This window comes from Salicola sp. Rm-C-2C1-2, assembly GCF_040196175.1.
Classification (GTDB): Bacteria; Pseudomonadota; Gammaproteobacteria; order Pseudomonadales; family Oleiphilaceae; genus Halospina.
In genome coordinates, this window is sequence record NZ_JBEFNF010000005.1 from 54,660 (window position 1) to 80,737 (window position 26,078).

Sequence of the window (26,078 nt, forward strand, 5' to 3'; positions counted from 1 at the left end):
ATTGACGCTGGCTCAGGCCCCGAGGCGCTGCCGGAACCGGTTGAGGCCGTAAACCGTTAGAGGAGAAGGTTTTACAGTGAAGGCAACAAAAGCAAACAGCGCTGGTTTTACTTTGATTGAGTTGGTGGTGGTGATCGTGATTCTGGCGATTCTTGCCGCAACGCTGTTGCCCCGGTTTGCGGAGTTATCGGAAGAAGCCCATCGGGCGAGCGTTCGTGGCTCCAGTGGCGCACTCGGGGCCGCGGTGGCGCTGGTCAAGGCGCAGTGGACCGGAATTGGAGCGCCTGGCGAGGTGGATGATCTCAGGGGTTTTGGTGATGAGACCGTGGACGTGAGTTCAGAGGGCTGGCCGGTCTCCACGGACGGTACCAATAAGCCTGGCGAACTCTCGGATGATCAGTGTGTGGATCTCTGGGGCGCGTTGCTTCAGTCCAATGCGCCAACGGTTGCGACCAGTGACAGTGAGGGCGGTGTCGACTATGTTGCCACTCTGAACAACGACGGTGAGTGCCGATTCACCTATCAGCCTGATGGCAGTGATAACTATATTGAGTACGACCCTGAAGAGGGGGAGGTAGTCACTGAGATCAAACCCTGATTTGAAAAGTGCAGGAATTGGGCCATACTGTGAGGCAATATATCTAAAATGCAAAAAAGGGTTGTAGGAGTACCTTATGAAACGTCAACAGCAGGGTTTCACCCTGATCGAACTGGTTATTGTGATCGTGATTCTCGGCATTCTGTCAGCGTTTGCGCTGCCGCGGTTTGCGGATCTTAGTGGGGATGCACGCTCTTCATCGATAGAAGGATTGGCAGGCAGTATGAAATCGGCGACTGGTGTTGTAAGAAGTGCGTGTCTAGCTTCTTCCGAATGTGACCAATCATCTGCTGATGATTCTGTTGATTTGTCTGGTGAGACGATCAACGTGGTCTATGGGTACCCAAGCGCAGAAGAAAACGGTATCGGATTTGCGGCACAGGTCAGCTCGTCGGATTATGTGCCGAACGGTGGTAGCTGGGGGACCGACGGCGTTGACCAGTCAGTCGTACTGACCGTTCCGGGGGATTCGGGGGGTACTGGTTGTGCCGCCACATACTCAGCCCCGGCTGCGAGCGGTGGCTCGCTCAGCAGCCCAGCGTCCGTGTCAACAAACGTTGATGACTGCTAGGCGTAAAGCCATCGGGTCGCATGCATTGAACGCCAAAAACGTCCTAAAGCTTTCGGGACTTGGCGGCTTTTCAGACGTCCCGGAGCCGTCGCGAGGCTGACATGAAGCGCTGCACCATCCGCCTAGACGATAGCGGTGGCTTCACGCTCGTGGAACTGGTTATAACATTGGTTTTGATCGGCATCCTGAGTAGCCTCGGGATTGGCCTTTTCGCCAACCGCAGCGGCTTCAGTCCGCTCCTCGCTAATCAACAATTGGCCTCGGCGGTGCGGCTCGCGCAGCAGGGGGCGCTGGCAGGCAACCCGGCTGATGACGTAGCCGTTGCGCAAGTTGGCGACGAGTTCGAATTCACTGTAGGCGGAGGTACCTCCGCGGAACGTGTGTTCAGCCTGCCTCGCGAGTCTGCCTCGCTTTCAACTACCCCCACGATCACCTTTCAACCTGATGGCACTCCGGCTAGTGGTGCCAATACCGAGCTTACCTTCTCCGGAAGCGGTACAAGTTATACCACCTGCATTAGCTCGCTTGGCGCGGTTTACCAGGGGGGCTGCCAGCCATGAAGGCGCCAAACGGGGGCTGGTCAAAATCAGAGCAAAGCGGGGCCACACTGGTTGAACTGGTGATGACCATAGTGATCATCAGTGTCGCCATTGCTGGCGTCGTGGGTGCTTTCTCGCTGGTGTCGGGGCGGAGCGCCAACTCATTATTCCAGACAAGGGCCGTCGAGTTGGGTCAATTTTACATGGATGAGATCCTGGCCCAGAAATACGATGACGCCACCCCGGTGGGGGGTGTTCCGCCGGTCAGTGGCTGTACCATCAACGCAGAGGAGAGCAACCGGTCCGCCTACGATGATGTGGATGACTACGATGCCATTACCAACGCGCCGCCCCGCACAGCCAAGGGTGCATCGCTGTCCGGATATGATGGATTTGAAGTAAGCGTAACCGTTGTCTGCGCTGGGGGAGAAGTGGGGTTGGCGGCTTCAGACGCGAAGCGGATCGATCTGTTGATCACCGGGCCTGCTGATTCCGAGTTCTCGCTCTCTGCTTACAGGGCCAATTTCTGATGCGTTGCCGCGGCTTCACCCTGGTCGAATTGATCATCGTGATCATACTGCTCGGCATTGTCTCAACCATCTCTGTGCGTTTCATAACCTTCTCAACCCAGGGCGCAGTGGACACCAGCGCGCGCCAGCAGCGAGCGTTGTCCGGTATTGTCATCAGTGAGCAGATCAGCCGGGCTCTTCGAGAAGCATTGCCGACTTCTGTTCGCAGTAACGGGGACTGTATCGAATGGATGCCGGTGAAGGCCGGGTCTAACTACCTGAACCTGCCACGGGGTGCGGATCCGAGCGGTTTTGATGCCATTCCCCTGCCAAGCGGTGGATCCGAAACAGGACGAGTGGTTGTCTATGGTTACAGTGGCGATGTTTATGACCCGACCACCCCCAACCCTGGGCCTATTTCCCCGCCCGCTTCAATGGACAGTAGTGGGCGTGTTGATTTCGATGATGGCAAGAACCACCGATTCACGACCAACTCACCCAGGAAACGATTTTTCATAGTGGACTCTCCCAAAACGCTCTGCCAAGGCGGTGAGTTTCTCTATCGCTATCAAAACTACAATATCGAGCCCACCATTGGGGCCGACCTGCCGACGTCCATGCCGAACCGCGAGGTACTGGCGGCGAATCTGGCATCCGACTCGTTGTCGTTCGACGTGAGCCCACCCACACTGACGCGGGGGGCTATTGTTTCGGTACGCTTTACGCTCGAGGATCCGGATTCAGAGGAAACTCTGGATGTCAGCCAGGAGGTGCAGATCCGCAATGTACCCTGATGTCCGCTCGTTCAGATACCAGCGTGGAGCAGGGCTTCCCGTAGCCATTTTTGTGATCACGGTTCTCGCCCTGATTGCCGTTGCCATGACACAGCTCCAGCAGAGCACAGGCGCATCGATAAGCCAGCAGATTCTTTCCCAGAGAGCGTTTTACGCAGCGGAAAGTGGGGCCCAGGTAGCTGTAACGGAGGTTCTGGGGGCTGACTGCAGCGCGGTAAAGTCCAAGCTGAATTTTAGCAAAGGCGCCCTCTCGGGCTGCAAGGCTACGCTGTCATGTGAATCGGTCCAGGGCGATATCGATGGCGGGCCAAGCGGTGAAACGGTATTCACGCTGACCAGTGACGGTGAATGCGGCCAGGGACCCGAGCAGGCCTCTCGTTCAGTGCAGGTGCGTGTCCGATGAGAAACCGCAGCCAACCAATGACTCGAGTCCTCTGGCGTAGACCTTTCGTTTTCTGTGTCTGCTGGCTGGCTTCCGTTGTGATGTTCGCCAGCGCCGGTGTTGCTCAGGCGGCGCCGTTCGTCGGCAGTGGCTCCGGGCTGCTCGGTGCGCGCTCAATGAGACAGGCTGTTTTGCTGCTGATCAGTGTTTTGATGGCTTGTTTGTTACCGTCACAGGCCCTTGCTTGGAAGATGGAAGCGGGGACAATCACGCTGCCCTCAACCCTTTTCGGGGGAGTAGAAGACCCCTTTGACGTTTCTTTAAAACAAACGTACGAGACGCCACCTATTGTTATTGCCATGCCGACGTGGAATGGGGGTAACCCCTCCGCACTGCGATTAGAGCAGGTGACTACCACAAGCTTCAGAGTTGCCCAGAGGGAGCCACGTTCTGAGGACGGGGCTCACCTCGGTATGACGATCCGTTATGTGGCGGTTGAGCCGGGAGTCCACGCTCTTCCTGATGGCTCGGTGGTTGAGGCCGGACGGCTTTCTTCGCGTTCGCCCAGTGGCGACGATTTCATGCAATTTAATGGTTTGCCGCCCGGTAAGCAGCGCTGGGGCAGCCACAGCTTTAGCGGGTCGTTCTCTGGCACACCAGCACTGGTTGCCGCCATTCAAACCGCGAACAATGAGACTTCTGATAGCACTGATGAGCCTTCAGATCCGTGGCTGACCACAGCGATCGATCGCGTTGATGCGTCCGGGTTTAACTACGCTTTGGAGCGTAGTGAAGTGTTTGATCGTGCAAACGGCTCAAACTACAGGTTTGACTCTCTAGATAAGCCAGAAGCTATCGGTTACGTGGCCTTCAGTGCCATGGTAAACGGCCAATTCACCGCTACTGATAATTCCGTGGTCAATTATGAAAGCCGTTTTCTGGCGACCGCCGCCGATGGCTGGGATAATGGATGCGACGCCATAGCATTCAATACTTCTTTTTCGGAAGCGCCCATTGCCGTAGCCACCAAGAATTCGCGACGCGAGGAAGATGGTGGTTGGCTGCGCGAGTGTTGGCGCACGAGCAATGCCATCCGACTCACGATTGACGAGGACCGGTCCCAGGATCCTGAGAGAAACCACCTCGGCGAGGCGGCGGGCCTCCTTGCCTTTTCTGAGCCCTTTACGTTTGATGAGGAGATTTCCCTTGGGCCCAACCCTTTAGTCACTTATCGGATGGAAGAAGAGGAGTGGACCGGTAATTCGGGGGAAATAGAAGATGCCACGGGTAATGGACACAATGGCACGGCCGAGGGCTCGGCGGATACGGGCATCACCAGTCCTGATCCGGCCATTGGTGGTGATCCAGGCACGTGCCGCTACGGCAATCTGGCTCGGTCCGGGGATTATATTGTCGATGGTGATGCCGGTGGCTATCTGAATGGCCTCAGCCAGCTCACGGTCATGGCCTGGGTGCGCAATACGGGGGGCACTTCTGTGGATGCGGGGATCCTCAATACGGGGCCGACCGATAATAAGGATAACCGGCTGGGGCTTCGTTATGATGCCTCGGGCGCTGGCACCGGTAATACGGCCCTGATCAAGGCATCGTTGAATACGGATCAATGCGATGGGGCCAGTGATTGCATCCAGGTCGAGACCGAAAGCGGTACCCAGAGCCAGAATGAGTGGCAACACGTGGCCCTGACCTGGCAATCCGGCGACAGGATCCGCATCTACATTGATGGCGAGGAAGTTGCCACCACCCTGGTGGAGGGCGAAGGTAATCTAGGGGGCGTTCTCGACGATGTCGACTTTCTGCGCATTGGCCAAAGTGCCAAGGGAGGCGAGGATTGGCAGGGGCAGGTCGATGAGTTCCGTATGTTCGGCAGTGCGCTGAGCGAGTCGGAGATTCAGGAGAAAAAGGATCTCACATTCCCTTGTGATGCGTTGCTGGATTCATTCGAAATTGATGTTGCGGAAGCAGCCAGTGTCTGCGAGCCGGAACCGGTGACGGTTACGGCACTGGATGCCAACGGAGATGTTGTAAGTAATTACACAGGCACGGCTGCCCTGAGCACCAGTTCAAGCAGTGGTAACTGGGCTCTCGAGTCTGGGCAAGGCACATTGTCCCCGGACCCTCACCAGGCCAACGACGGTGCAGCCAACTACAGCTTTGTTGAGGCGGATAACGGCAGTGTAAGCCTGACTTTGGCGAACGAAACAGCGGATAGCCTGACGATCACCGCGACGGACGCCAACGGTGGGCAAGCAGGAACGTCTGATCCCGTCCAGTTCCAGGAAAACGCGTTTTTAATCACCTCGGATGACAGTTTGGGGAGCGACTTCGTGGCAGGGCGCGATCACGACTTGATGGTGAAGGCTATAGGGCGGCCTGACTCAGCGAGTGACTCATGCACCCAATTGAGTGAGTATGATGGCAATATTGATCTGAAGGGGTGGATTGAGCGTTCCGCTGATGATCCGGAGGGTGACAGTCCCGACCTGGACGGCGTCAGCACTGATTCCATGCCGAACAGCAAACCTGCGACGAATAATGTCACATTGGCTTTCAGCAATGGAGTCGCCTCACCACAGTGGCTCACCTCGGACGTGGGTCAGTATGAACTTAAGCTGGAAGACGATTCGTCCGGAATCGTGGTTGATGAGAACGGTGATCCCATTCCGGTTATGGGAGTCGGGCAGCAGTGGACGGTACGGCCATTCGGGTTCGATGTATCCGTTGCGGGTAACCCCGGTGCCTCGTCGGCTGGTGGTGACCCCTTCCAGACGGCGGGCAGGTCCTTCGATATCGCGATTCGGGCTGTGGCACACAGCAGTGGTGACGATGCGGATGACGACGGCATCCCAGACAACCACGGAAACAACGGTCCCTCGGGCAACAAGAACCTTTCGGACAACCCCACTACCCCTGCCTTTGGGAACGGCCCTTCGCTGAACGTTGCGCTGACAGGCGAGATTGCAGCAGGCCCCTCTGGTGCGGACGACCCCGGCCTTTCGGGAGCCAGCTCGGCCAGCGGCTTCTCTTCGGGGCAGGCAACGGTTGCCGCTCGGTACAACGAGGTCGGGAGCATCGCCATTGCGGCGGATATCGGCGGGAGTTATCTGGGTCGCTCGGCGACGGTGATCGGTCAGACCGGTTTCGTGGGGCGCTTCCACCCGGAACGCTTCACCGCACAGAGTTCGGACGGCAGTTTCGAAGCCCAGTGCAACGGATTTACCTACACCGGGCAGGAGCACTCTTACACCCTGGAGCCTCAGGTGCGGATCACCCCAGTGGGCTACACCAACTCCGGCACTCCCCCGGTACTCAACAACTACCGCGAGGATTGGCAGAAACTCACGTTCAATGATGTGACCCGTGACTACCCCGGCCAGGACGACAGCAACGGGCTGGACGTCAGCGTCGCCCGGCAAGCGCCAAGCCTGGTTCCCGTGGGCAACGGGCGTATGGATTTCGTCTTTGGCAATGACGACTACACCTACACTAAGAATCCAGCGTCGAAGATCGACCCGTTCGACAGCGATCTGCTGTTGCAGGTGACGGCGATTGACGACGGCGAAGCCCAGCTGACTTCAGACCAGAACCCGGTCGAGATCCACCCGACGGGTGTTGAGATTCGCTACGGGCGCATTCGGCTGGATAACGTTTATGGCCCGGAAAATCTGAATCTTACTCTGCCCCTTCGGGCTGAGTACTGGAAGGGTGGGCGCCTCAGGCTGAACACTGCTGATGAAAGTACCGTCCCTACGTTGCCAAGCGGCGAGGGATGTTTTCAGTACAACCCTTGGAGTGAAACCGAGGGTGGCGATGTAAGAATCATAAGCTCGGACGTTGCAGAAAATCCTCGGACTGAAAATCCTGATAACTTCCCAGCTGTGCAGGAGTATGGGCTTGGGACTGGCGAGCCGAAAGAAGGTAATGAAATTCTAGTGCGCTCAGCACGTGATCCAGTCAACCCCGATGACCGGCAAAGTGAGGTTGAACTGCTCAATGTGCCTGACTGGCTGAAACCTTTCGACAGTGACGGCAATCTTCAGAACCCGAGCGCCACCGCCACCTTCGGCGTCTACCGCGGCCACGACCGCATCATCTACTGGCGGGAGGTGGAGTAGGGGTTAATCCTCCTGCTCCGCCTCGTTTTCCATACCCAGCTCCTTGATCTTGCGCGTCAGCGTATTCCGCCCCCACCCAAGCAGGTTCGCTGCATCCCGCCGCCGGCCGCCGGTGTGCTTAAGGGCGGTTTCGATCATGATGCGCTCGAACTCCGGCAGGGCGGTGTCCAGGATCGGGTGCTTGCCTTGTTTCAGTGCACGGTCGGCCCAGTCCCGGAGCTGCTCCTGCCAGCTGCCGGCACTGCTGCCGGCTTCTTCCTGCTCCAGCAGTTCACGGGGCAGATCGTTCACATGGATCTCGCGGCCGGAGGCCATCACAGTCAGCCAGCGGCACACGTTCTCCAGCTGGCGCACGTTGCCGGGCCAGGGCAGGGTGCTGAGGTAGTTTTCGGTGTCCTCTTTGAGGATCTTCGGTTCCACATTCAGCTCACGCGCCGCCTGTTTTAGGAAATGGCGCATCAGCAGGGGAATGTCTTCGCGGCGCTCGCTGAGCGTTGGCAGATGCACCCGGATGACATTGAGCCGGTGGAACAGGTCTTCGCGGAAGCTGCCTTCGCGCACCCGGTGTTCCAGGTCCTGGTGGGTGGCAGCGATGATGCGCACGTCCACCCGCACCGGGGTGGCGCCGCCCACGCGGTAGAACTCGCCATCCGCCAGAACGCGCAGCAGGCGGGTCTGGGTATCCGCCGGCATATCGCCGATCTCGTCCAGGAAAAGCGTACCGCCGTTGGATTGCTCAAAACGGCCCTGCCGGCCGGCGTTGGCGCCGGTGAAAGCGCCTTTTTCGTGGCCGAACAGCTCGGACTCGATCAGATCCTTAGGGATGGCCGCCATGTTCAGCGCTACAAAAGGCCCGCCTGAGCGTGGACTGTGGTTGTGCAGTGCACGCGCCACCAGTTCCTTGCCGGTGCCGCTTTCGCCGTTGATGAGCACCGTGATATTGGAGTGGGAGAGGCGGCCGATGGCGCGGAACACCTCCTGCATTGCTGGGGCTTCACCAATGATTTCGGCGTTTTCGCCCGCGGCTTCGGCTTCCCGCTCTTTGGCGCTTGAGCGCTGTTCGCGGCCATGGTCAATGGCGCGCTGGATGAGTGACAGCGCCTCGTCCACATCAAAGGGTTTGGGAAGGTACTCAAACGCGCCAGTCTGGTAGGAGGAGACCGCGCTGTCCAGGTCCGAGTGGGCCGTCATGATGATGACCGGCACCATGGGGAATCGCTCACTGATGGAGCGAAGCAGGGTGATGCCGTCGATGCCGGGCATGCGGATGTCGCTGATGATGGCATCAGGGTGCGTCTGTTCGAGCCGTTCCAGAATGCCTTCGCCGCTTTCAAAGCTGACCGTTTCCATGCCTGCGCGGCTCAGCGCGCGCTCCAGCACCCAGCGGATGCTGCGGTCGTCGTCGATGATCCAGACAGTGGCACTCATTCGGAGGCCTCCAGGGGCAGAAAGATGATAAACCGGGTGCAGCCGGGCTGGCTCTCGCATTCCACCAGGCCCTGGTGCTGCCCCACGATGCTCTGGGTAATGGCCAGCCCGAGGCCGGTGCCGTCGGGCCGGCCGCTGATCATGGGGTAGAAAATGTTCGGCTGAAGCTCGCGCGGAATGCCTGGTCCGTTGTCGATGATGTCGACGCGGCAGACCAGCCGGTGGCGTTTGTGGCCAATGGTGAACTGGCGCAGCGCCCGGGTGCGCATGGTGATGGTGGGGGCCGCATCCTTGGGCGGATGCTTTGAGAGCACATCCAGGGCATTGCGGGTGATGTTCAGAATCGCCTGGATGAGCTGCTCGCGGTCGCCCATGAATTCGGGGATGCTGGGGTCGTAGTCCCGTAACAGATTGACCTGGCTGCCGCCCTCGGCCTCAAGCAGGGTGCGCACGTGCTCCACCACATCGTGGATGTTGGTGGGCGCGGTCTCGATGGCGCGATTAGGGCCCAGCATACGGTCCACCAGACTGCGCAGCCGATCTGCTTCCTCCATGATGACCCGGGTGAAATCACGTAGATCCGCATCGTCCAGTTCCCGTTCCAACAGCTGGGCCGCCCCCCGTATACCTCCTAACGGGTTCTTGATCTCGTGGGCCATGCCCCGCGCCAGGGTGCGCGTGGTTTCTTGCTGCGTGAGCAGCTCTTCTTCGCGCGTGATGCGTTGCAGCCGGTCCCGCTGCTGAATCTCCATCAGCAGCAGGGGGTCGTCCCCGGGGAAGGGGGAAATGGAGTAGTCCACGCAGATGAGTTGGCCGCTGGGCAGCAGCAGTTCCGCTTCACGCTTGGTGAAGGTGTGGCCGGTCGCAGCGGTCTCCGTGAGTGTTTGCAGAGCGGCATCCGGCTCTACAAAGATGCTGGTCACAGGCAGACCTTTGATGCGGTCACTACTGGTCTGGAGCAGCATCTCGGCAGCCGGGTTGAGATAGCGCGTGTGCTTGTCGTGATCGAGCACTAACACCGCTGTGGCCAGGTTGTCCAGAATGCGCTGGTGCGTTGCTTCGCTCATAGGTCCCCTCCTGGGGGCAAATGCTGCAAGAATTAAACCAGGTATTCTCTGTCGCTTTGGTTCAAAACGCGCTTTACGATCAGTGGGTTATATTTGGCGATCTGAGACGGTGGAGGCAGTGCATTGAACCTGACCCATAATAAAGCGCCCTGGGGAGGGTGTGCACTAAAAGAGTGCATATTTTGAGGGGCGACCGGGTATTCAGCGTAACGACAGAAGCGTCAGTTCTGTTGAGAGGGGCGGTGAAGGGTGAACCGCGTTACGTCTGATGCGTTGACGGTTTCACCGTTACCATCGACCACGTGAACCACGAGCTCGTGGGTCCCCCGGTTCACATTTTTCAGGGAAAAGGTATTCCGGCGGCTCTTCTGGATGCGCTCGCCATCAACTTCCAGCGCGTAGCGGTGGCCGGCGCGTAGTGCGGGTTGGGATTGGAAGCGCACCACCACCCGTCCGTCACCGCGCCAGAAGGCGCTGTCGTGCTCTGGTTGGGTAATCTCGATGGACTGATAGCCCTGTGCCTGCGGTGCTGCATTGCCGCTATCGCTGGCCGTTTCATTGCGGCTGCCGCGCTCTTTTTGCTGAGAGGCATCGGGCAGACTCACCTCTGGCAGGGGATTCAGATCCATGGCTTGGCTGTCATCGGTCATGGGCTCATCCGAATAGGTTACATTGCCATTGTCGTCCACGTGTCGGTAGATCTCATCGGCCACCGTGGTGCCCATGAAAAGGGCAAGTGTGAGCGCCAGGGCCTGTGGAAGAGTTTTTGATCGGAACACGGGGCCTCCGGATTGGGACTTTCGGATGTCTCGGGTTGATTATTGAAGCACCTGTACGCCAATGCAACAAAAAACCCGGCGCGGGTTGCCCCGGGCCGGGTTGATACAGGTACTGAGTCCGCGTTTACACGGAGTAGTACATGTCGAATTCCACCGGATGGGTGGTCATGTTGTAGCGGGTCACGTCCTCGCGCTTGAGGTCGATGTAGCCCTGGATCATGTCCTCGGTGAAAACACTGCCACGGGTCAGGAATTCGTGGTCGGCTTCCAGTGCGTCCAGCGCCTCCTGGAAGGTCTCTGCAACGGTGGGAATCTCCAGTGCCTCCTCCTTCGGCAGGTCATAGAGATCCTTGTCCATAGCTTCGCCGGGGTGGATTTTGTTCTGGATGCCGTCCAGGCCCGCCATTACCAGCGCCGAGAACGCCAGGTAGGGGTTGGCTGACGGGTCCGGGAAGCGCACCTCAACCCGGCGGGCCTTGGGGTTGTTGGTGTACGGGATCCGGATAGAGGCGGAGCGGTTGCGGGCCGAGTATGCCAGCATCACCGGTGCTTCAAAGCCCGGAACCAGACGCTTGTAGGAGTTGGTTGAGGCGTTGGTGAAGGCGTTGATGCTTTTCGCGTGCTTGATGATGCCGCCGATGTAGTAAAGAGCGCTCTCGCTCAGGCCCGCGTAGCTGTCGCCGGAAAACATGTTCTTGCCATCTTTGACCAGAGACATGTTCACATGCATGCCAGAGCCGTTGTCGCCGACGACCGGCTTCGGCATGAAGGTTGCCGTCTTGCCAAACGCGTGCGCTACGTTGTGCACGCCATACTTGAGAATCTGAACCTCGTCCGCCTTGCGGGTGAGCGTGCTGGCGGCTACCCCGATCTCGCACTGGCCAGCGGTTCCAACTTCGTGGTGATGGACTTCAATGTTGAGGCCCATGGACTCCAGAGCCGCACACATGGCACCACGCAGGTCATGCAGCGAATCCACCGGCGGTACCGGGAAATAGCCGCCTTTGACGCCCGGCCGGTGACCGGTGTTGTTGCGATCGAAATCTTCGCCTGACACCCAGGCTGCTTCCTCGGAGTGGATTTCATACATGGCGGAGTCCATGTCCACTTTCCACTTGGCGGAATCAAACACGAAGAACTCGGGCTCAGGGCCGAAGAGCGCCGCATCCGCGATGCCGAGCGATTTCATGTAGTCCTCAGTGCGGCGAGCAACGGACCGCGGATCCCGCTCATAGCCCTGCATGGTAGCGGGCTCAACAATATCGCAGGTGAGGTTGAGGGTTGGCTCCTCAGCGAACGGATCGACTTTAACTGCTTCGTCGTCCGGCATCAGGATCATGTCGGACTCGTTGATGCCCTTCCAGCCATTGATGGAGGAGCCATCGAAGGTGGCACCGTCCGTGAAGAAGTCGTCGTCAACTTCTTTGGCGGGCATGGTGACGTGCATTTCCTTGCCGCGACTGTCAGTGAATCGCAGGTCGACCCACTTGATATCGTGTTCCTGGATCAGCTTCATCGTGTTGTTGGACATGTCAGAACTCCATCTGTGGTTCGTTTGAGTAGAGCGGGATGCTCATGGCTCCGGCCCAGTGCACCGTGGCGGGGCCTTTTTGGTTGCCTGGTTACCTCTAAGCAAAAGGTTTGCCAATTAGGGGAAATGCCCTTTAATGGCCGCAGAACAGAGGGTTGGCTTCATAATGGTGCGCTTCTTGTTTGCGCTTGCGCACTTATTTAGTGCGCAACCTCGTAGACGTGAACCAATATGGTGCGATTTATCAAGGGCACCTTAACCTGAGACACGCAGCCTGACACTCATCCCATCATGGAATAAAGCTGTCACTTGCTGTACAATCCGCGCCCTTAGTGCGGGGAATACCCCAATCGGCTTAGATTATTTTCACCGCCCTTCGTTCGAAATACCAGTGATTCAGAGGCCCTTTTCGTGATTGAGAACACTCGCAACATCGCCATCATTGCACACGTCGACCATGGCAAGACCACGCTGGTCGACCAGCTGCTGCAGCAATCCGGGACCCTGGATCGCAAGTCATCGGATACCGACCGCATCATGGACTCCGATGATCAGGAGAAGGAACGGGGCATTACCATCCTCTCCAAGAACACCGCGATCAACTGGGGTGAATACCGCATCAACATCGTCGACACGCCCGGTCACGCCGACTTCGGCGGCGAAGTGGAGCGTGTTATGTCCATGGTCGACTCGGTTCTTCTGCTGGTCGACGCCGTGGATGGCCCCATGCCCCAGACCCGCTTCGTAACCCAGAAGGCCTTCGCTCAGGGCCTTGAGCCCATTGTTGTGGTCAACAAGGTCGACCGCGAAGGCGCTCGCCCGGACTGGGTGATCAACGAAGTCTTCGATCTGTTTGACGCCCTCGGCGCCACAGAGGATCAGCTGGATTTCCCGGTTGTCTACGCCTCGGCGCTCAACGGCATTGCCGGTGAGGATCCCGATGCACTCGAGGACGACATGGAATCGCTGTTCCAGATGATCGTTAATCAAGTTCCGGCGCCCAGTGTGGACCCGGACGCGTCGCTGCAGATGCAGGTCTCCTCGCTGGACTACGACCCCTATGTGGGCGTTCTGGGCGTGGGCCGCATCAAGGGCGGCCAGATGAAGCCCGGTCAGCAGGTTGCTGTTGTCAACCGCGAGGGCGAAAAGCGCAACGCCAAGCTGCTGGAGGTGAAAGGCTTCCTCGGCCTCAACCGCGTGAATGTGGATGAAGCCAACGCTGGCGACATTGTGTGTATTTCCGGCATCAACAATCTGCGTATCTCGGATACGATCTGCAGCCGCGAAGCGCCTGAAGCCATGCCACCGCTGACTGTTGACGAACCGACGGTGAGCATGACCTTTCAGGTGAATGACTCGCCCTTCGCAGGGCTTGATGGCAAGTACGTTACCAGCCGTCAGATCAAAGAACGCCTGGAGCAGGAGCTGCTGCACAACGTGGCCCTGCGTGTGGAGCAGGGTGATGCGGCTGAGAAATTCACGGTCTCCGGGCGTGGCGAGCTCCACCTGTCGGTGTTGATCGAAAACATGCGCCGTGAAGGCTTTGAACTGGGCGTATCCCGCCCTGAAGTGGTGCAGCGGGATAATAACGGCACCACTGAGGAACCCTACGAGCAGGTTGTGGTGGACATTGAAGAGCAGCATCAGGGCTCATTGATGGAAGAGATGGGCAACCGCCGGGCTGAAATGCAGAATATGGTGCCGGATGGCCGTGGCCGGGTGCGCATTGATTTCATTATGCCGGCGCGTGGTTTGATTGGTTTCCGTTCCCAGTTCCTGACCCTTACTCAGGGCTCCGGCCTGCTGACCCATGTGTTCGATCACTGGGGGCCAGTTAAGGGCGGCATGGCTGACCAGCGGCACAATGGCGCCATCATCTCCATGGTCAAAGGTACGACTACCGCCTACTCACTGTTCACGCATCAGGATCGTGGCCGGTTGATGGTGGGTCCGGGCGCCGAAGTCTATGAAGGCATGGTCATCGGGATTCACAGCCGCGAAAATGACCTCACAGTGAACCCCGCGAAGGGTAAACAGCTGACCAACGTTCGTGCCGCCGGTACGGATGAAAACCTGGTGCTGACACCGCCCATGGAGATTACCCTCGAGAACGCTCTGGAGTTCATTGACGATGATGAACTCGTGGAAGTCACGCCGCATCATCTTCGTATCCGCAAGAAGCAGCTGACTGAGGTGGAGCGTAAGCGAGCCGGCAAGAAATAGGGTGGCTGAGTCAGCCCCGGGCGCCTAGACTTGGGGCATGTTGACTCTTTATCCGGAAATAGCGCCCTATGCCACCCACCGCCTCGATGTGGGTGGCGGCCACAGCCTCTACCTGGAGGAGTCCGGGCATCCTGAGGGGGTCCCGGTGCTGGTGGTTCATGGTGGTCCGGGTGCGGGCAGTGACGGCACTGCCCGCCGTTTCTTCGATGCGGAGCGCTACCGCATCATCCTCTTCGACCAGCGTGGTTCCGGTCGTTCCACTCCGTTTGCTTCCGTCGAGAGCAATACCACCGTCCACCTGCTGGAAGATATGGAGCGCATCCGTGCCTTCTTCGGTATTGAATGCTGGCTTCTGTTCGGCGGTTCATGGGGCTCCACTCTCAGCCTGTTGTACGCACAGTCACACCCGCAGCGGGTTCTGGGGCTGATTCTCAGGGGTATTTTTCTCTGCCGTGAGCGTGATATCCGCTGGTTCCTGCAGGACGGGGCCAGCCGGATCTTTCCGGATTACTGGGAGGATTTCACGGCACTGATCTCGGAGAGCGAGCGGGGTGATCCGATCCTTGCCTACCATCGGCTTCTGCACAGCGACAATGAACTCGAGCGCCTTCAGGCCGCGCGCACCTGGGCTATCTGGGAGGGGCGCTGCGCCACCCTGCACCCGAACCCGGCAGCGGTGGAGCGTTTCGGGCACGCCCATCTGGCGCTTTCCCTGGCACGCATCGAGTGTCACTACTTCCTGAACGGCGGTTTCATCGAGGAAAACCGGATTCTGGACAATCTGGATACCATCCGTGATAAACCGGCCCGCCTGGTTCACGGTCGCTACGATATGGTGTGCCCACTGGAAAACGCGGTCACACTGCACGATGCCTGGCCGGAAGCGGATCTTTCCATCATCCGTGATGCCGGGCACGCGGCCTCGGAACCCGCGATAGTGGATGCCCTGATCCGGGCAACCGAAGCGATGAGTGATCGCTTCGGGCCGGATTTCGGGATGCAGTAGCAGAAGGGAAGCCGCCCTTGAGGGGAGGGCGGCTTGTTCAGGAGGGAGTGCTCAAAAGTCGAACGACTTGGAGTAGGCGACCTGGATAAGGGTCGAGCGACGGGTTTCGGCGTCGTTTTCCACATCAACCCATGTGCTGGCCGTGAAAGAGAGCTCATCGTTGAACTGGAAAGTGAGGTCAAGATGAGTGTTGTCCGTATCATCAGTGCTGTTCTGGCCGATGGTGGCGCTGACCGGTCCGTAGCCGTAGCTCAGTGACGTGTAGGTATAGCCGGGAGCGCCTGCGACGTTATCCCAGTAAGAAAGGGTGGCGCCATAAGCACTGATGCTGGCGTATGCCTCTGAAAAATCAGCAAAACCGTCCTGACTCACTCTTTGGGTTTCGAATTCCGCGTTACCGCCATCATTTACAATTTGCTCGGCGGTGCGGCTCTGTTTCGGATAGATGTAATTGATCGCACCGATATCAATCGAGATGTCGTCGGTCACATCGGTCGAGTATCCTGCATACAGGTCATATTCCTGGCCGAGACTGTCATCGCCGCTAGCGGCCCACACCCCGGTGTAAAGGCCCATGCCGCTGTCTACATCGAGGCTTCCTGAAACGTGCGCGCTGCCGTCGCTCAGGTTGGAACCCCGGAAAAGGTACATGTTGGAGATGCCAGCACTGGCGCTGAGGCTCGGGTCAAGGCTGGCTGCCGTTACCGGCGCAGTGGCGAGTACAGCGCCAGTGCCCATGAGTCCGGCAGCGATGCAGCTGAAAAGGCGGGTACGTTGAGTCTGCATGATAATAGCCTCCGTTGGCTGTTTTGATTACGTCCGTTGCAGTGCAACTTGCTTTTACGCGAGCAGCCGCTGTGCCTGCTTTTACAAAAACCATTAAAATCAACAATTAAAAAGAGATGCGGGCGGTGATTAGGCGGTTGGAGGCACTGTGTGGAGCGTGCGTGGGGGCTGTTTTGGTGCAGCTGCCCTCCCGTATGCGTCATTGCGGGGCGCTTTTGCGGGTGGTTCGGGGCTGGCATCATGAGTGCCTCTGTTATCGGGACAGGAAGAGGTTGTTTGAAAGGGCTTATACAGCGCGTTAGCAGTGCCAGCGTCAGTATTGATGGCGATATCGTGGGCGAAATCGGAGCCGGGCTGCTTCTGTTTTTGGGGGTTCAGAAAACGGATGGTGCGGCCGAACAGAAACGGATGCTGGAACGAGTGCTTGAGTACCGTGTGTTCCCGGATGAACAGGGACGTATGAACCGCAGCCTGCGTGACTGCGGCAGTGACCTGCTGGTGGTGCCCCAGTTCACCCTGGCGGCGGATACCAGCAAGGGCAGCCGCCCCTCCTTCTCGGCCGCAGCCCGTCCCGAGCGTGGCGAACACTGGTTCAACGCCTTTGTTGAGGCAGCCCGTCAGGAGGTGGGGGTGGCTCCGCCCGGAATCGGGCATCTGGCCACGGGCCGTTTCGGCGCAGACATGCAGGTACAGCTGGTCAATGACGGGCCGGTAACGTTTCTGCTGAGTGTATAGCGGCAGGGTTTCTTTAGCCGTTGGGGGCACAGTGGTATTCTGCCGGCTCTGATAACACGAGGGGGTTCCATGAAGCGGAAAGGAATTGTTTTGGCGCTGGCCGTTGTTGCGGCTGGCGGTGTTCAGGCTCAGGACCAGGACCGGAGTGGCGACAGCGAGCTGACTCTGGCCGAGGTGGATGCGCTGACGCACCGGCTCGACATGATGCCGGAGATCTACGGCCAGCTTGGGCTGGTGATGGAGCACCGGGATACCGAGAATACAGCAGTGAGCCGTAATCGCGGCACTGCAGGTAGTAAAACCGCCTTCCGCGACAGCAACTCCTGGATCGGCCTGCGCAACCGCACCGAGCTCATGCCCGGCACCGAAGGCTTCTTCCGCGCTGAATGGACGTCGATTCCCTCTGCGGATGAAGACAGTGACCGCATGTTCGATGAGCATGTTGAGTATGCCTACATCGGGCTTGAGGGGGACTTCGGGCGCATCTGGGGTGGTGTGGACGACACGGTCTACGAACAGCAGCTCGATCATGTCGCCAACTTCTTCGAAGGCGAATACCGTCACGAAGATGGTATCTATCCCGCTACAGGTGAAAATGCAGAACGCCATTTGTTTGGCCCTTACACCACTGGGCGTGACCGCCTGGTTCAGTACACCACCCCATCCTGGGGTGATTTCCGGATGCATGCCGCAGTCCAGCTTAACGAGGATGGAAATCCGGAAGTCGGGAGCGGCAGTGGTGAGGAGAAGGAAAGTCGCCCCTACCAGGCCGTGCTGAGCTATACCCCGGGCAACTGGGAGTGGGCCCTGGGCATGGATTCCAATGACGGTGGGGGTGACACTGTTCAGGAGATGGACAACGAGAATACCTACGGCGGCCGGATGACCTACGAAGGCGAGCGCTGGCACTTCACCGCCCAGTACCAGCACCGCAAGGACATCGCCAGTGTGGCGGCACTGCTGACCAGTTACCGCATTGGCCCCAACCGGTTCTCCATTTCCTGGGAACGGGAGCGCGACGAGCTGGAGCCTGAAACAGAAACCACCAACGCCTACACAGCTCAGGTCCTGCACGACCTTACTGAGTCCATGGCGGTGTACGTGGAAGGCTATAAAGCCAGTTCGAATGAGCAGACGCCGGACAGATCCGATCTGATGGTCGGCGCCCGTTACCGGTTCTGAGCATGAGCGAGACCGAGCTCAAACTCAGCATGACCCCGGCCAACCTTGACCGGGCGGGGGGCTGGCTGGAAACCAGGGGCGCCGAGGAGCAGGGCGAGCCCCTGACGCTCCTTAACCGCTATTACGACACGCTTGATGGCGCGCTGAACGCCGAGCGGGTGGCCCTGCGTGTGCGGGCCACCGGCAGTGGTTACATCCAGACGCTCAAGACCCGCGGTCATCTGCAGGGGGCGGCGCTGGCCCGTAAAGAGTGGGAGTGGCCCAGGCCGGAAGCCTCGCTCGACCTGACATTGCTGGCGGATACGCCCTTGGCGGATCATCCGGCGCTGGCCCATCTTGCTCCGGTTTTCGATACGGATTTCCAGCGCCGCGTGATGATGCTTGACTGGACAGAGCAGGGCGCCTGGGCGCGGATCGAATGCGCTCTCGACAATGGCGTCATCCGCGCCGGCGAACGGGAACAGCCGCTCTGTGAGCTGGAGCTGGAGCTGAAGGATGGTGATGCCGCGGTGCTGTCAAAGGTTGCAACAGCGTTGAGCGCCAGTGTGCCGGCTCTGCTCAACAACATCAGCAAGGCCGAGCAGGGCTATCACCTCGCGGGTGTTGGCCCGTCCGGACAGATTGATGCTGATGCTACGCCGCAGGCCTGGCTGGATGCGCTATGCAGCCTGTGGCTGCAGGATGCCCCCGCCGGCTGGGAGCCGTTTCTGACGGTGCACCGGCAACTGGCGCAGCAGGCGAGGACGGCTGGCGCCGGCAAGACCTATGATGAAGTTACCGCCAGCCTGGAGTCGGCAGCGCAGCAGGGCCTATCCCCCCGGGAGTCGCTCACAGCTATGCGCGGGCTGGCAGCGCTGCAACTGGCATTGCTGGTCTAACGACGCCGGACACAAACGCACACTGACACTAAGGCAACAGCCATGATGGACCCGCTGCGGGATGAGGAGCTGGCACCACTGCCCGCCGCTCTTCAGGAGAAGGCCGCCGAAAGCTGGCGCAGTCTCATGGATGTAGAGGATCCTGCGCTCCTTGCCCGATTCGAAACTTACCGGGCCGGTATTATCCAGGCCATTGCCCGCAGTGACTTCCTCTTCGAACAGTTGCGCCGCCACGCTGAGGTGCTGGAGCCGGCCTTTGAGACAGATGAGCTGGAGCGGCCATGGTGCCCGGGTGAGATCCGCGAGGACTGGGATGCCCAGCAACCCCATATTCAGGTCGAAGCAGAGCTCCAGAAGGCGCTGCGAACTTTCAGGCGGCGTTGGATGTTCCGCATCGTCTGGCGGGATCTGTTGGGGCAGGCGGATCTCGAGGAAACCATGGGGGCCATGACCGAACTAGGCGATGCCTGCATTGATGGTGCGGTTACCTGGCTCTATGCCGAGTCCTGCCGCGAGTGGGGTACCCCCATGGGCACTGACCCGGTAACCGGTGAGCATACGGCCCAACCTATGCTGGTCATCGGTATGGGCAAGCTGGGCGCGGGGGAGCTCAACCTATCTTCAGATATTGACCTGATCTTCGCCTTCCCTGCCAGTGGTGAAACCGAAGGGGCCCGGCGCAGCATCGACAATCAGGTCTTTTTTGGCCGCTTGGGTCAGAAAGTGATCCGTGCGTTGGATCAGACCACCGCGGACGGTTTCGTCTTCCGCGTTGATATGCGGCTGCGGCCGAATGGCCAGAGCGGGCCTCTGGCCATGAGCTTTGGCGCTCTGGAGACCTATTATCAGAACCAGGGGCGGGAGTGGGAACGCTATGCGCTGATCAAAGCGCGCGTCGTAAGCGGTCCCAATGAGCATGCCCGCCATCTCCAGCAACTTCTGCATCCTTTCATTTACCGGCGTTACATCGATTTTTCGGCTTTCGAGTCGCTTCGGGAGATGAAAAAGCTCATCCAACGCGAAGTGCGTCGGCGCTCGCTGGAGAACAACATCAAGCTGGGCGCCGGCGGTATTCGTGAGATTGAGTTTGTGGTCCAGGCGTTCCAGCTCATTCGCGGTGGCCGCGAGCCGGTACTCCAGGAGCGTCGCCTTAGGGAAGTCCTGTCCGCACTGGGCTCCATGGAGCTGTTGCCCGAGGAGGTGGTTGCGGACCTGGACCGGGCTTATGTATTTCTGCGGGATATCGAACATGCACTTCAGGGCATAGCGGACCAGCAGACCCAGACGTTGCCTTCGGACGAGGTGGGTCGTACCCGCGTTGCTCTGATCCTGGGGTACTCCGATTGGGCCCGTCTCGCCGACGATCTTCGGGCGCACCGGGACCGGGTCAACGCGCATTTTGCGGACATTATCGCGCTGGCAGAGGATGACGATGACCAGGAAGATGGCCATGACCGCTGGGAGGATCTGTGGGCCGGCACACTCGACGAGGAGGCCGGAGTCAATTGGCTGGACAGGGCCGGGTTCGAATCCGCCTCGCAATCCCTGGGGCATCTCAATACGCTGCGGACAAGTCGGGCCGTCACCACACTCCAGAGTGAAGGGCGTCGCCGCCTGGATCGCTTCCTGCCGCGCCTGCTGGCCAATCTGGCCGAGGAGTACGCGCCCTCTGCAACCCTTGAACGGGTACTGCCGCTGGTAGAGGCGGTGCTGCGCCGCAGCGCTTATCTGCTGCTGCTGACGGAGAATCCCAGCGCACTGCGTGAGCTTGTGCGCCTGTGTGCGGCCAGCCCCTGGGTTGCGGATCAGCTCGCGGAGACGCCGCTGCTGCTGGATGAGCTCCTCAACGCCGAGAGCCTCTACACACCGCCGGATCGGGACCAGCTTCAAGCGGATCTGAACCAGCAGATGCTGCGCATTCCGCTTGATGATCTGGAAGAACAGATGGAAGCGCTACGTCACTTCAGGAAAGCCCATGTTCTGCGGGTGGCCGCTTCCGAGATCCGCGGCACCCTGCCGCTGATGAAGGTCAGCGACTACCTCACCTGGATCGCGGAGGCGGTTCTGGAGCATGTGGTGACACTGGCCTGGCACCACCTGACTCAGCGGTATGGCACACCAATGGATGACCAGGGTCAGCCCGTTGAGATGGATTTCGCCATCATCGGCTACGGTAAATTCGGCGGTATCGAGTTGGGCTACACCTCGGATCTGGACCTGGTGTTTGTCCATGACAGTGATCCACAGAACACCACCGATGGTGACAAGCCCATCGACAATGCGGTGTTCTATGCCCGCCTGGGGCAGCGGGTGGTACACATCCTCCAGGCGCAGACGCCGTCCGGTCAGCTTTACGAGGTGGATATGCGCCTGCGGCCTTCCGGTAATTCAGGGCTTCTGGTGTCCACCCTCGGGGCTTTCCAGAGCTACCAGGAGCGTGACGCCTGGACCTGGGAACATCAAGCTCTGGTCCGTGCCCGGTGGGTGGCAGGCAGCCAGGCTTCCGGGGAGCGGTTCGCGCGGATCCGTAATGGCATTCTGCAGCGCGAGCGTGACCCGGAGACGCTCAGGGAAGAAGTGGTGGTGATGCGCCAGCGTATGCGGGATGCCCATGCCTCCACCGACCCTGGCATATTCCATATCAAGCAGGATCCGGGCGGAATTATCGACATCGAGTTCATGGTCCAGTACCTGATCCTGGCCTGGGCACACCAGTACCCCGCCATTACCCGTCAGCCGGACAACATCCGCCAGATGGAGTCACTGGGAGAAGCAGGATTGCTGGATACCGTCATGGCCGAACGCCTGCGGGATATCTTCATTGCTATGCGCTCCACGGTACACCGCCGTGCCCTTCAGCGCCTGAACAGTGAGGTGCCCGTGGATGAGTTCGAGGCCGAGAGGCGTTATGTTCTGGAATGCTGGCAGCACCTGATGCACCCCCCGATTTAAGGGATTGTAGTGTAAGCGCGCCAGCGCGGTTCTCAATAAGGGCCAGTTTCCTGCTAGAATCCGGTGTTTGATGCTCTCGCCGAAAACACAGACAAGAGGAGTTGGCGGCAATGTCGATGGCGGATCGTGACGGTCTTATCTGGCTCGACGGGGAACTCGTGCCCTGGCGCGATGCCAAAGTGCACGTACTGACCCACACCCTGCACTACGGCATGGGCTGCTTCGAAGGGGTGCGCGCCTACAGCACTGGCGAAGGCCCGGCAATCTTCCGTCTTCAGGATCATACTCGGCGGCTGTTCAACTCCGCGCATATCCTGAACATGAAGATGCCTTACGAGCAGGAGACCCTCAATCATGCTCAGCGCCTGGTGGTGCGCGAGAATGGGCTGGCCTCCGCCTACATCCGCCCAATGGCGTTTCTCGGCTCTGAGGGTATGGGCCTGCGCGCAGACAACCTCAATGTACATGTCATGATCGCCGCCTGGGAATGGCCCTCCTACATGGCGCCGGAAGCACGTGAGCAGGGCATCCGTATCCGTACCTCCTCCTACACGCGCCATCACGTGAACATCACCATGTGTAAAGCCAAGGCCAATGGCAACTACATCAACTCCATGCTGGCGCTCAATGAAGCGATGGAGTGTGGGTATGATGAAGCCCTGCTGCTGGATAACGAAGGCTATGTCGCTGAAGGCAGTGGCGAGAACCTGTTCATTATCAGCAATGGCGAGCTTCACACGCCGGAGCTCACGTCCTGCCTGGATGGCATCACGCGCCGAAGCATCCTCGCGTTTGCCAGAGAGCTGGATATTCCGGTCCGGGAACGGCGGATTACGCGCGATGAGATCTACATTGCGGACGAAGCCTTCTTCACGGGCACAGCTGCGGAAGTACTGCCAATCCGTGAACTGGATAATCGAACCATCGGCAAGGGCAGTCGCGGGCCCATCACCGGGCAGCTCCAGCAGATGTTCTTCGATGCCGTTGAAGGGCGCCGGGAGCAGAATAGGGATTGGCTGACCATCGCGACCTGAGTCAGGGACCGTTCTGTTAATGGCCCGTTGGCTCTACTCGCTGCTGCTGACACTCCTGCTGCCGGGTGTTCTTGCGTTTCTGTGGTACCGGGGACTGTGGGACAGCCGGTATCGCGAAGGCTGGCTGGAACGCTTGGGGCACGGGCCGCTTGCGGAAAATTCCGGCACTTTGTGGGTGCATGCGGCCTCTGTTGGCGAGGTCATTGCCGCAGCACCCATGATTCGGCTGCTACGCCAGAAAATGCCGGAGCGCCCGATTCTGGTCACTACCATGACCCCCACGGGGGCCGAGCGGGTGCGCGCGGCTTTCGGCGATACCGTGGCGCATGCCTATATCCCTCTGGATCTGCCCTGGCTGGTGAGCCGCTTTCTCCGGCGCCTGAAGCCCGCGGCGCTGGTGATTATGGAAACCGAGGTCTGGCCCAATCTGGTGCAGGCGTGCACTCGTCGTGGTATTTCGGTGATCCTCGCCAATGCTCGTCTTTCAGATAAATCCGCAACGGGGTATGCCCGCATCGCCCCATTGACGCTGCCAGCCTTCCGAAGCCTTGACTGGATTGCCGCGCAGTCGGATGCTGATGCCCAGCGCTTTCGGGCGATGGGGGTGCGCTCGGAGCAACTCTCGGTGACGGGGTCCATCAAGTATGATCTGAGCATTCCGGAGGCTGTGCACAACGAGGCGATGGCGTTGAGACGTTCGTTCAGCGGCCGGCAGCCGGTCTGGATCGCCGCCAGTACCCATGAGGGCGAGGATGAAGCAGTGCTTGATGCCCACCGCCCGCTTATGGCGCGTCATCCTGAAGCGCTGCTGGTGCTGGTGCCGCGCCACCCTGAGCGTTTTGACGTGGTTGCCCGGTTGATTGAGGAAAAAGGCCTCAACATGGCCCGTCGTGCGGCTGGTGATGAGCTTGAGGAAGCCCAGGTCTACCTCGCGGACACCATGGGGGAGCTTTTGATGCTTTTCGGCTGTGCGGATGCGGCCTTCATCGGCGGCTCGCTCATTGAGCGGGGTGGCCATAATCCTCTGGAGGCGGCCGCCTGGTCGCTACCGGTTCTGACAGGCCCGCATGTTTTCAACTTTGCCAGCGTTTTCGAAATCCTGGAGGATGCGGCGGCGGTTCACTTCGTGGAGAACGCTGACGCACTTGCCGGGGCGCTGGCCACGTTGCTGGCGGATGGCTCAACGCGGGAAGATCAGGGCCAGCGTGCCCGGGCCGTTGTGGATGCCAACCAGGGCGCGGTGGCACGCTTGGTTGAGGGGATCCGGCTCCGGCTTGCGCGTTACTGACCTTGGTCTCCGTTTCCATCAGCTTCCCGCTCCTCGCGGGTTACCTGCTTTGCAAGCCGTTCAATGCCGGGTGCCGTGGCGCTGAGCCAGCGGTCCAGTCCCGCCAGATCCTGCGGGCTCAGTGTTCCGGCGGTCTGTTTCAGGCGCAGGGTGTTGAGCACATAGTCGTAGCGGGCGTTGGCGTAGTCACGCAGCGCCACGTAGTAGTTCTGCTCGGCGTCGAGCACTTCCACGATATTGCGCGTACCCACTTCGTAGCCGGCGCGGGTGGCATCCAGCGCGCTGCGGCTGGAGACGATGGTCTGGCGCTGAGCATTGATGGTCTGGATGTTGGTCGTGATGCGTCGGAACAGCGAACGCGCATCCAGCCGGACGTTGCGCCTGACTGTGTCCAGCTCCCGCTCCGCCCGTTCCGTCTCGGATCGCACACGCCGTACACCGGCCTGAGTACCGCCGCCACTGTAAATCGGAATGTTCAGTGACAGGCCGACGGTGGTGTCAGTGCGCGGGTACTCGTCGAGAGGGTTGCTGTATGCCCCGGGGCTGCCGCTTGGCAGCTCAAAATTGTTGTCCTGGTGCTGGCGCTCGACCCGGGCGAACAGATCCAGCGTAGGCAGATGCTCGGAGCGAGCGGCGCTGACCTGCTCGCGTTTGGCGTCCACAGTAAGCTGTTGCGCTCGCAGTTCCCAGTTCTGCTCCAGTGCGGTCTGGGCCCATGCCTTGGGGCTGTCCGGTTCCGGGGTGTTGATCGGGAAGTCCGTCTCAAGCCGTTCCAGGGTTTTGGGGAACTGGCCGGTCAGCCGTGCCAGGCTTTCGCGTTCAATGTCCAGCTGACTTTGCGCTGCAATCCGCTGTGAGCGGCTCGCATCGTAGCCGGCGCGGGCTTCTTCCACCTCGGTGGTGGCCACGAGCCCCACGTCATAACGCTCCTTGGCCTGTTCCCACTGGCGCCGGAGCGCCGCTTCCTGAGCTTTGGCGGTGTCCAGCTCGTCCTTGGCACGCAGGACATTGAAGTACTGCTCCGCGACTTTGAGCATCAGCCCCTGTTCAGCGCGCGATAGCTCCGCGGCCGCTACCTCGCTCTGCTTCTGGCTGGCCTGGAAGCCGTACCAGGCGTTGGCCCGGAACAGCGGCTGGCTGAGCTCGAGACCGTATTTGTGGCTGGTGAGGTCGCCATCCAGAGTGTTGCGTTCGGTGTAGGACGATTCACCGAAAGCGTCCAGCTGCGGCAGCAGCGGCGCCCTGGATTCATCGACCGCTGCTTCCCGGGCCTGGCGGGCAGCGCGGGCCGCGGCCAGATCCGAGTCATAGGACAGAGCCTGTTCATAGATATCCATCAGACCCTCGCCATGAGCCTGGGCGGCGGGGAGTAGCAGAGCTGCAATCAGTGCGGGAAAAGCGCGCGCTTTCATTCGTTCCCTCAAGCGTTGATCAGGGTGAGCCGTGACCGGCGGTCACCATTATGGACAAGTTGCGGTCGGATCTCTAGACTCAAGTTGACTGTCTTGACGGGGTGCCGGTCCCGCGGTGGCTTTTGCCGCCACGGCTGGCTGAGATTGCGAATGCAGAACCCGCAGACCTGATCCGGCTAGCACCGGCGTAGGGATCGAGACAAGCGTGCCCGAGCTGTAACGCCTGTATCGCACTTACTCAGATCTGC

At 59.6% G+C, this 26,078-nt stretch carries 21 protein-coding genes and 1 riboswitch; of the genes, 15 read left to right on the forward strand and 6 right to left on the reverse strand.

Translation table 11 applies throughout. From position 1 onward, the window contains the following. The first annotated feature begins 76 nt into the window (after positions 1-76). The 7 genes from AAF659_RS09970 (at position 77) to AAF659_RS10000 (ending at position 7,529) form a co-directional block, all read left to right on the forward strand. Entirely contained in the window at positions 77-598 is a 522-nt protein-coding gene (locus AAF659_RS09970; RefSeq protein ID WP_349751595.1) for a type II secretion system protein, read from the forward strand. A 76-nt stretch (positions 599-674) separates the two neighbouring features. Beyond that, the gene (locus tag AAF659_RS09975; protein ID WP_349751596.1) at positions 675-1,169 is read left to right on the forward strand and encodes a type II secretion system protein; all 495 of its coding nucleotides are present in this window, start codon (positions 675-677) and stop codon (positions 1,167-1,169) included. A 101-nt stretch (positions 1,170-1,270) separates the two neighbouring features. Beyond that, entirely contained in the window at positions 1,271-1,729 is a 459-nt protein-coding gene (locus AAF659_RS09980) for a prepilin-type N-terminal cleavage/methylation domain-containing protein (RefSeq protein ID WP_349751597.1), read from the forward strand. Beyond that, the gene (locus AAF659_RS09985; RefSeq protein ID WP_349751598.1) at positions 1,726-2,238 is read left to right on the forward strand and encodes a type IV pilus modification PilV family protein; all 513 of its coding nucleotides are present in this window, start codon (positions 1,726-1,728) and stop codon (positions 2,236-2,238) included. Before AAF659_RS09980 ends, AAF659_RS09985 begins: the two co-directional genes overlap by 4 nt. Continuing rightward, positions 2,238-3,011 (forward strand): prepilin-type N-terminal cleavage/methylation domain-containing protein, encoded by a 774-nt coding sequence (locus tag AAF659_RS09990; RefSeq protein ID WP_349751599.1) that lies wholly within the window; start codon positions 2,238-2,240, stop codon positions 3,009-3,011. The genes AAF659_RS09985 and AAF659_RS09990 overlap by 1 nt, the downstream gene beginning before the upstream one ends. Continuing rightward, positions 3,001-3,414 carry a hypothetical protein gene (locus AAF659_RS09995; RefSeq protein WP_349751600.1) on the forward strand — a complete coding sequence of 138 codons (414 nt, stop codon included), beginning with the start codon at positions 3,001-3,003 and terminating at the stop codon, positions 3,412-3,414. Before AAF659_RS09990 ends, AAF659_RS09995 begins: the two co-directional genes overlap by 11 nt. A 452-nt stretch (positions 3,415-3,866) precedes the next feature. Continuing rightward, positions 3,867-7,529, forward strand: a complete 3,663-nt coding sequence (locus tag AAF659_RS10000) for a LamG-like jellyroll fold domain-containing protein (RefSeq protein ID WP_349751601.1) — start codon at positions 3,867-3,869, stop codon at positions 7,527-7,529. A 3-nt stretch (positions 7,530-7,532) separates the two neighbouring features. Here the strand turns inward: AAF659_RS10000 and glnG are convergent, their stop codons facing one another. The 4 genes from glnG to glnA form a co-directional block, all read right to left on the reverse strand. Further along, on the reverse strand, positions 7,533-8,957 hold the full coding sequence (gene glnG, locus AAF659_RS10005) for a nitrogen regulation protein NR(I) (RefSeq protein WP_349751602.1): 1,425 nt from the start codon (positions 8,955-8,957) through the stop codon (positions 7,533-7,535). Next, entirely contained in the window at positions 8,954-10,024 is a 1,071-nt protein-coding gene (gene glnL, locus AAF659_RS10010; RefSeq protein WP_349751603.1) for a nitrogen regulation protein NR(II), read from the reverse strand. Before glnL ends, glnG begins: the two co-directional genes overlap by 4 nt. Positions 10,025-10,245: 221 nt before the next feature. Then, positions 10,246-10,803, reverse strand: a complete 558-nt coding sequence (locus tag AAF659_RS10015; RefSeq protein ID WP_349751604.1) for a DUF4124 domain-containing protein — start codon at positions 10,801-10,803, stop codon at positions 10,246-10,248. A 124-nt stretch (positions 10,804-10,927) separates the two neighbouring features. Continuing rightward, complete coding sequence (glnA, locus tag AAF659_RS10020) at positions 10,928-12,334, reverse strand: type I glutamate--ammonia ligase (RefSeq protein ID WP_349751605.1); 1,407 nt, start codon at positions 12,332-12,334, stop codon at positions 10,928-10,930. Between the two features lie 411 nt (positions 12,335-12,745). Between glnA and typA the strand changes: the two genes are divergently transcribed. Both typA and pip read left to right on the forward strand, forming a co-directional pair. After that, the gene (gene typA / locus AAF659_RS10025) at positions 12,746-14,557 is read left to right on the forward strand and encodes a translational GTPase TypA (protein ID WP_349751606.1); all 1,812 of its coding nucleotides are present in this window, start codon (positions 12,746-12,748) and stop codon (positions 14,555-14,557) included. A 37-nt stretch (positions 14,558-14,594) separates the two neighbouring features. Then, positions 14,595-15,563 (forward strand): prolyl aminopeptidase, encoded by a 969-nt coding sequence (gene pip, locus AAF659_RS10030; protein WP_349751607.1) that lies wholly within the window; start codon positions 14,595-14,597, stop codon positions 15,561-15,563. A 51-nt stretch (positions 15,564-15,614) separates the two neighbouring features. Here pip and AAF659_RS10035 read toward each other — a convergent pair whose 3' ends face one another. Further along, positions 15,615-16,349 (reverse strand): TorF family putative porin, encoded by a 735-nt coding sequence (locus AAF659_RS10035; protein WP_349751608.1) that lies wholly within the window; start codon positions 16,347-16,349, stop codon positions 15,615-15,617. A gap of 276 nt (positions 16,350-16,625) precedes the next feature. Here AAF659_RS10035 and dtd point away from each other — a divergent pair, with 276 nt between their 5' ends. From dtd to waaA, 6 genes are all read left to right on the forward strand, one after another. Beyond that, positions 16,626-17,084 carry a D-aminoacyl-tRNA deacylase gene (dtd, locus tag AAF659_RS10040; RefSeq protein WP_349751609.1) on the forward strand — a complete coding sequence of 153 codons (459 nt, stop codon included), beginning with the start codon at positions 16,626-16,628 and terminating at the stop codon, positions 17,082-17,084. Positions 17,085-17,153: 69 nt separating this feature from the next. Further along, the gene (locus AAF659_RS10045) at positions 17,154-18,266 is read left to right on the forward strand and encodes a porin (RefSeq protein WP_349751610.1); all 1,113 of its coding nucleotides are present in this window, start codon (positions 17,154-17,156) and stop codon (positions 18,264-18,266) included. Positions 18,267-18,268: 2 nt separating this feature from the next. Further along, positions 18,269-19,144 carry a CYTH domain-containing protein gene (locus AAF659_RS10050; protein ID WP_349751611.1) on the forward strand — a complete coding sequence of 292 codons (876 nt, stop codon included), beginning with the start codon at positions 18,269-18,271 and terminating at the stop codon, positions 19,142-19,144. Between the two features lie 42 nt (positions 19,145-19,186). Then, positions 19,187-22,096 carry a bifunctional [glutamate--ammonia ligase]-adenylyl-L-tyrosine phosphorylase/[glutamate--ammonia-ligase] adenylyltransferase gene (glnE, locus tag AAF659_RS10055; protein ID WP_349751612.1) on the forward strand — a complete coding sequence of 970 codons (2,910 nt, stop codon included), beginning with the start codon at positions 19,187-19,189 and terminating at the stop codon, positions 22,094-22,096. Positions 22,097-22,206: 110 nt separating this feature from the next. Then, positions 22,207-23,130, forward strand: a complete 924-nt coding sequence (locus AAF659_RS10060; RefSeq protein ID WP_349751613.1) for a branched-chain amino acid transaminase — start codon at positions 22,207-22,209, stop codon at positions 23,128-23,130. 19 nt (positions 23,131-23,149) lie between these two features. After that, positions 23,150-24,418 carry a lipid IV(A) 3-deoxy-D-manno-octulosonic acid transferase gene (gene waaA, locus AAF659_RS10065; protein WP_349751614.1) on the forward strand — a complete coding sequence of 423 codons (1,269 nt, stop codon included), beginning with the start codon at positions 23,150-23,152 and terminating at the stop codon, positions 24,416-24,418. On the opposite strand, the gene AAF659_RS10070 is transcribed toward waaA, so the two are convergent. After that, complete coding sequence (locus tag AAF659_RS10070) at positions 24,412-25,830, reverse strand: TolC family outer membrane protein (RefSeq protein WP_349751615.1); 1,419 nt, start codon at positions 25,828-25,830, stop codon at positions 24,412-24,414. The two genes, waaA and AAF659_RS10070, sit on opposite strands and share 7 nt — an antisense overlap. An 87-nt stretch (positions 25,831-25,917) precedes the next feature. Beyond that, a riboswitch (TPP riboswitch) is annotated at positions 25,918-26,041 on the forward strand. Positions 26,042-26,078 lie beyond the last annotated feature (37 nt).

Bases quoted from the DNA above. Each gene is read 5' to 3' on its own strand.
- AAF659_RS09975 (WP_349751596.1), top strand. From the start codon at position 675: ATGAAACGTCAACAGCAGGGTTTCACCCTGATCGAACTGGTTATTGTG.
- AAF659_RS09980 (WP_349751597.1), top strand. From the start codon at position 1,271: ATGAAGCGCTGCACCATCCGCCTAGACGATAGCGGTGGCTTCACGCTC.
- AAF659_RS09985 (WP_349751598.1), top strand. From the start codon at position 1,726: ATGAAGGCGCCAAACGGGGGCTGGTCAAAATCAGAGCAAAGCGGGGCC.
- AAF659_RS09990 (WP_349751599.1), top strand. From the start codon at position 2,238: ATGCGTTGCCGCGGCTTCACCCTGGTCGAATTGATCATCGTGATCATA.
- AAF659_RS09995 (WP_349751600.1), top strand. From the start codon at position 3,001: ATGTACCCTGATGTCCGCTCGTTCAGATACCAGCGTGGAGCAGGGCTT.
- AAF659_RS10000 (WP_349751601.1), top strand. From the start codon at position 3,867: ATGACGATCCGTTATGTGGCGGTTGAGCCGGGAGTCCACGCTCTTCCT.
- glnG (WP_349751602.1), bottom strand. From the start codon at position 8,957: ATGAGTGCCACTGTCTGGATCATCGACGACGACCGCAGCATCCGCTGG.
- glnL (WP_349751603.1), bottom strand. From the start codon at position 10,024: ATGAGCGAAGCAACGCACCAGCGCATTCTGGACAACCTGGCCACAGCG.
- glnA (WP_349751605.1), bottom strand. From the start codon at position 12,334: ATGTCCAACAACACGATGAAGCTGATCCAGGAACACGATATCAAGTGG.
- pip (WP_349751607.1), top strand. From the start codon at position 14,595: ATGTTGACTCTTTATCCGGAAATAGCGCCCTATGCCACCCACCGCCTC.
- AAF659_RS10035 (WP_349751608.1), bottom strand. From the start codon at position 16,349: ATGCAGACTCAACGTACCCGCCTTTTCAGCTGCATCGCTGCCGGACTC.
- AAF659_RS10045 (WP_349751610.1), top strand. From the start codon at position 17,154: ATGAAGCGGAAAGGAATTGTTTTGGCGCTGGCCGTTGTTGCGGCTGGC.
- AAF659_RS10050 (WP_349751611.1), top strand. From the start codon at position 18,269: ATGAGCGAGACCGAGCTCAAACTCAGCATGACCCCGGCCAACCTTGAC.
- glnE (WP_349751612.1), top strand. From the start codon at position 19,187: ATGATGGACCCGCTGCGGGATGAGGAGCTGGCACCACTGCCCGCCGCT.
- AAF659_RS10060 (WP_349751613.1), top strand. From the start codon at position 22,207: ATGTCGATGGCGGATCGTGACGGTCTTATCTGGCTCGACGGGGAACTC.
- waaA (WP_349751614.1), top strand. From the start codon at position 23,150: ATGGCCCGTTGGCTCTACTCGCTGCTGCTGACACTCCTGCTGCCGGGT.
- AAF659_RS10070 (WP_349751615.1), bottom strand. From the start codon at position 25,830: ATGAAAGCGCGCGCTTTTCCCGCACTGATTGCAGCTCTGCTACTCCCC.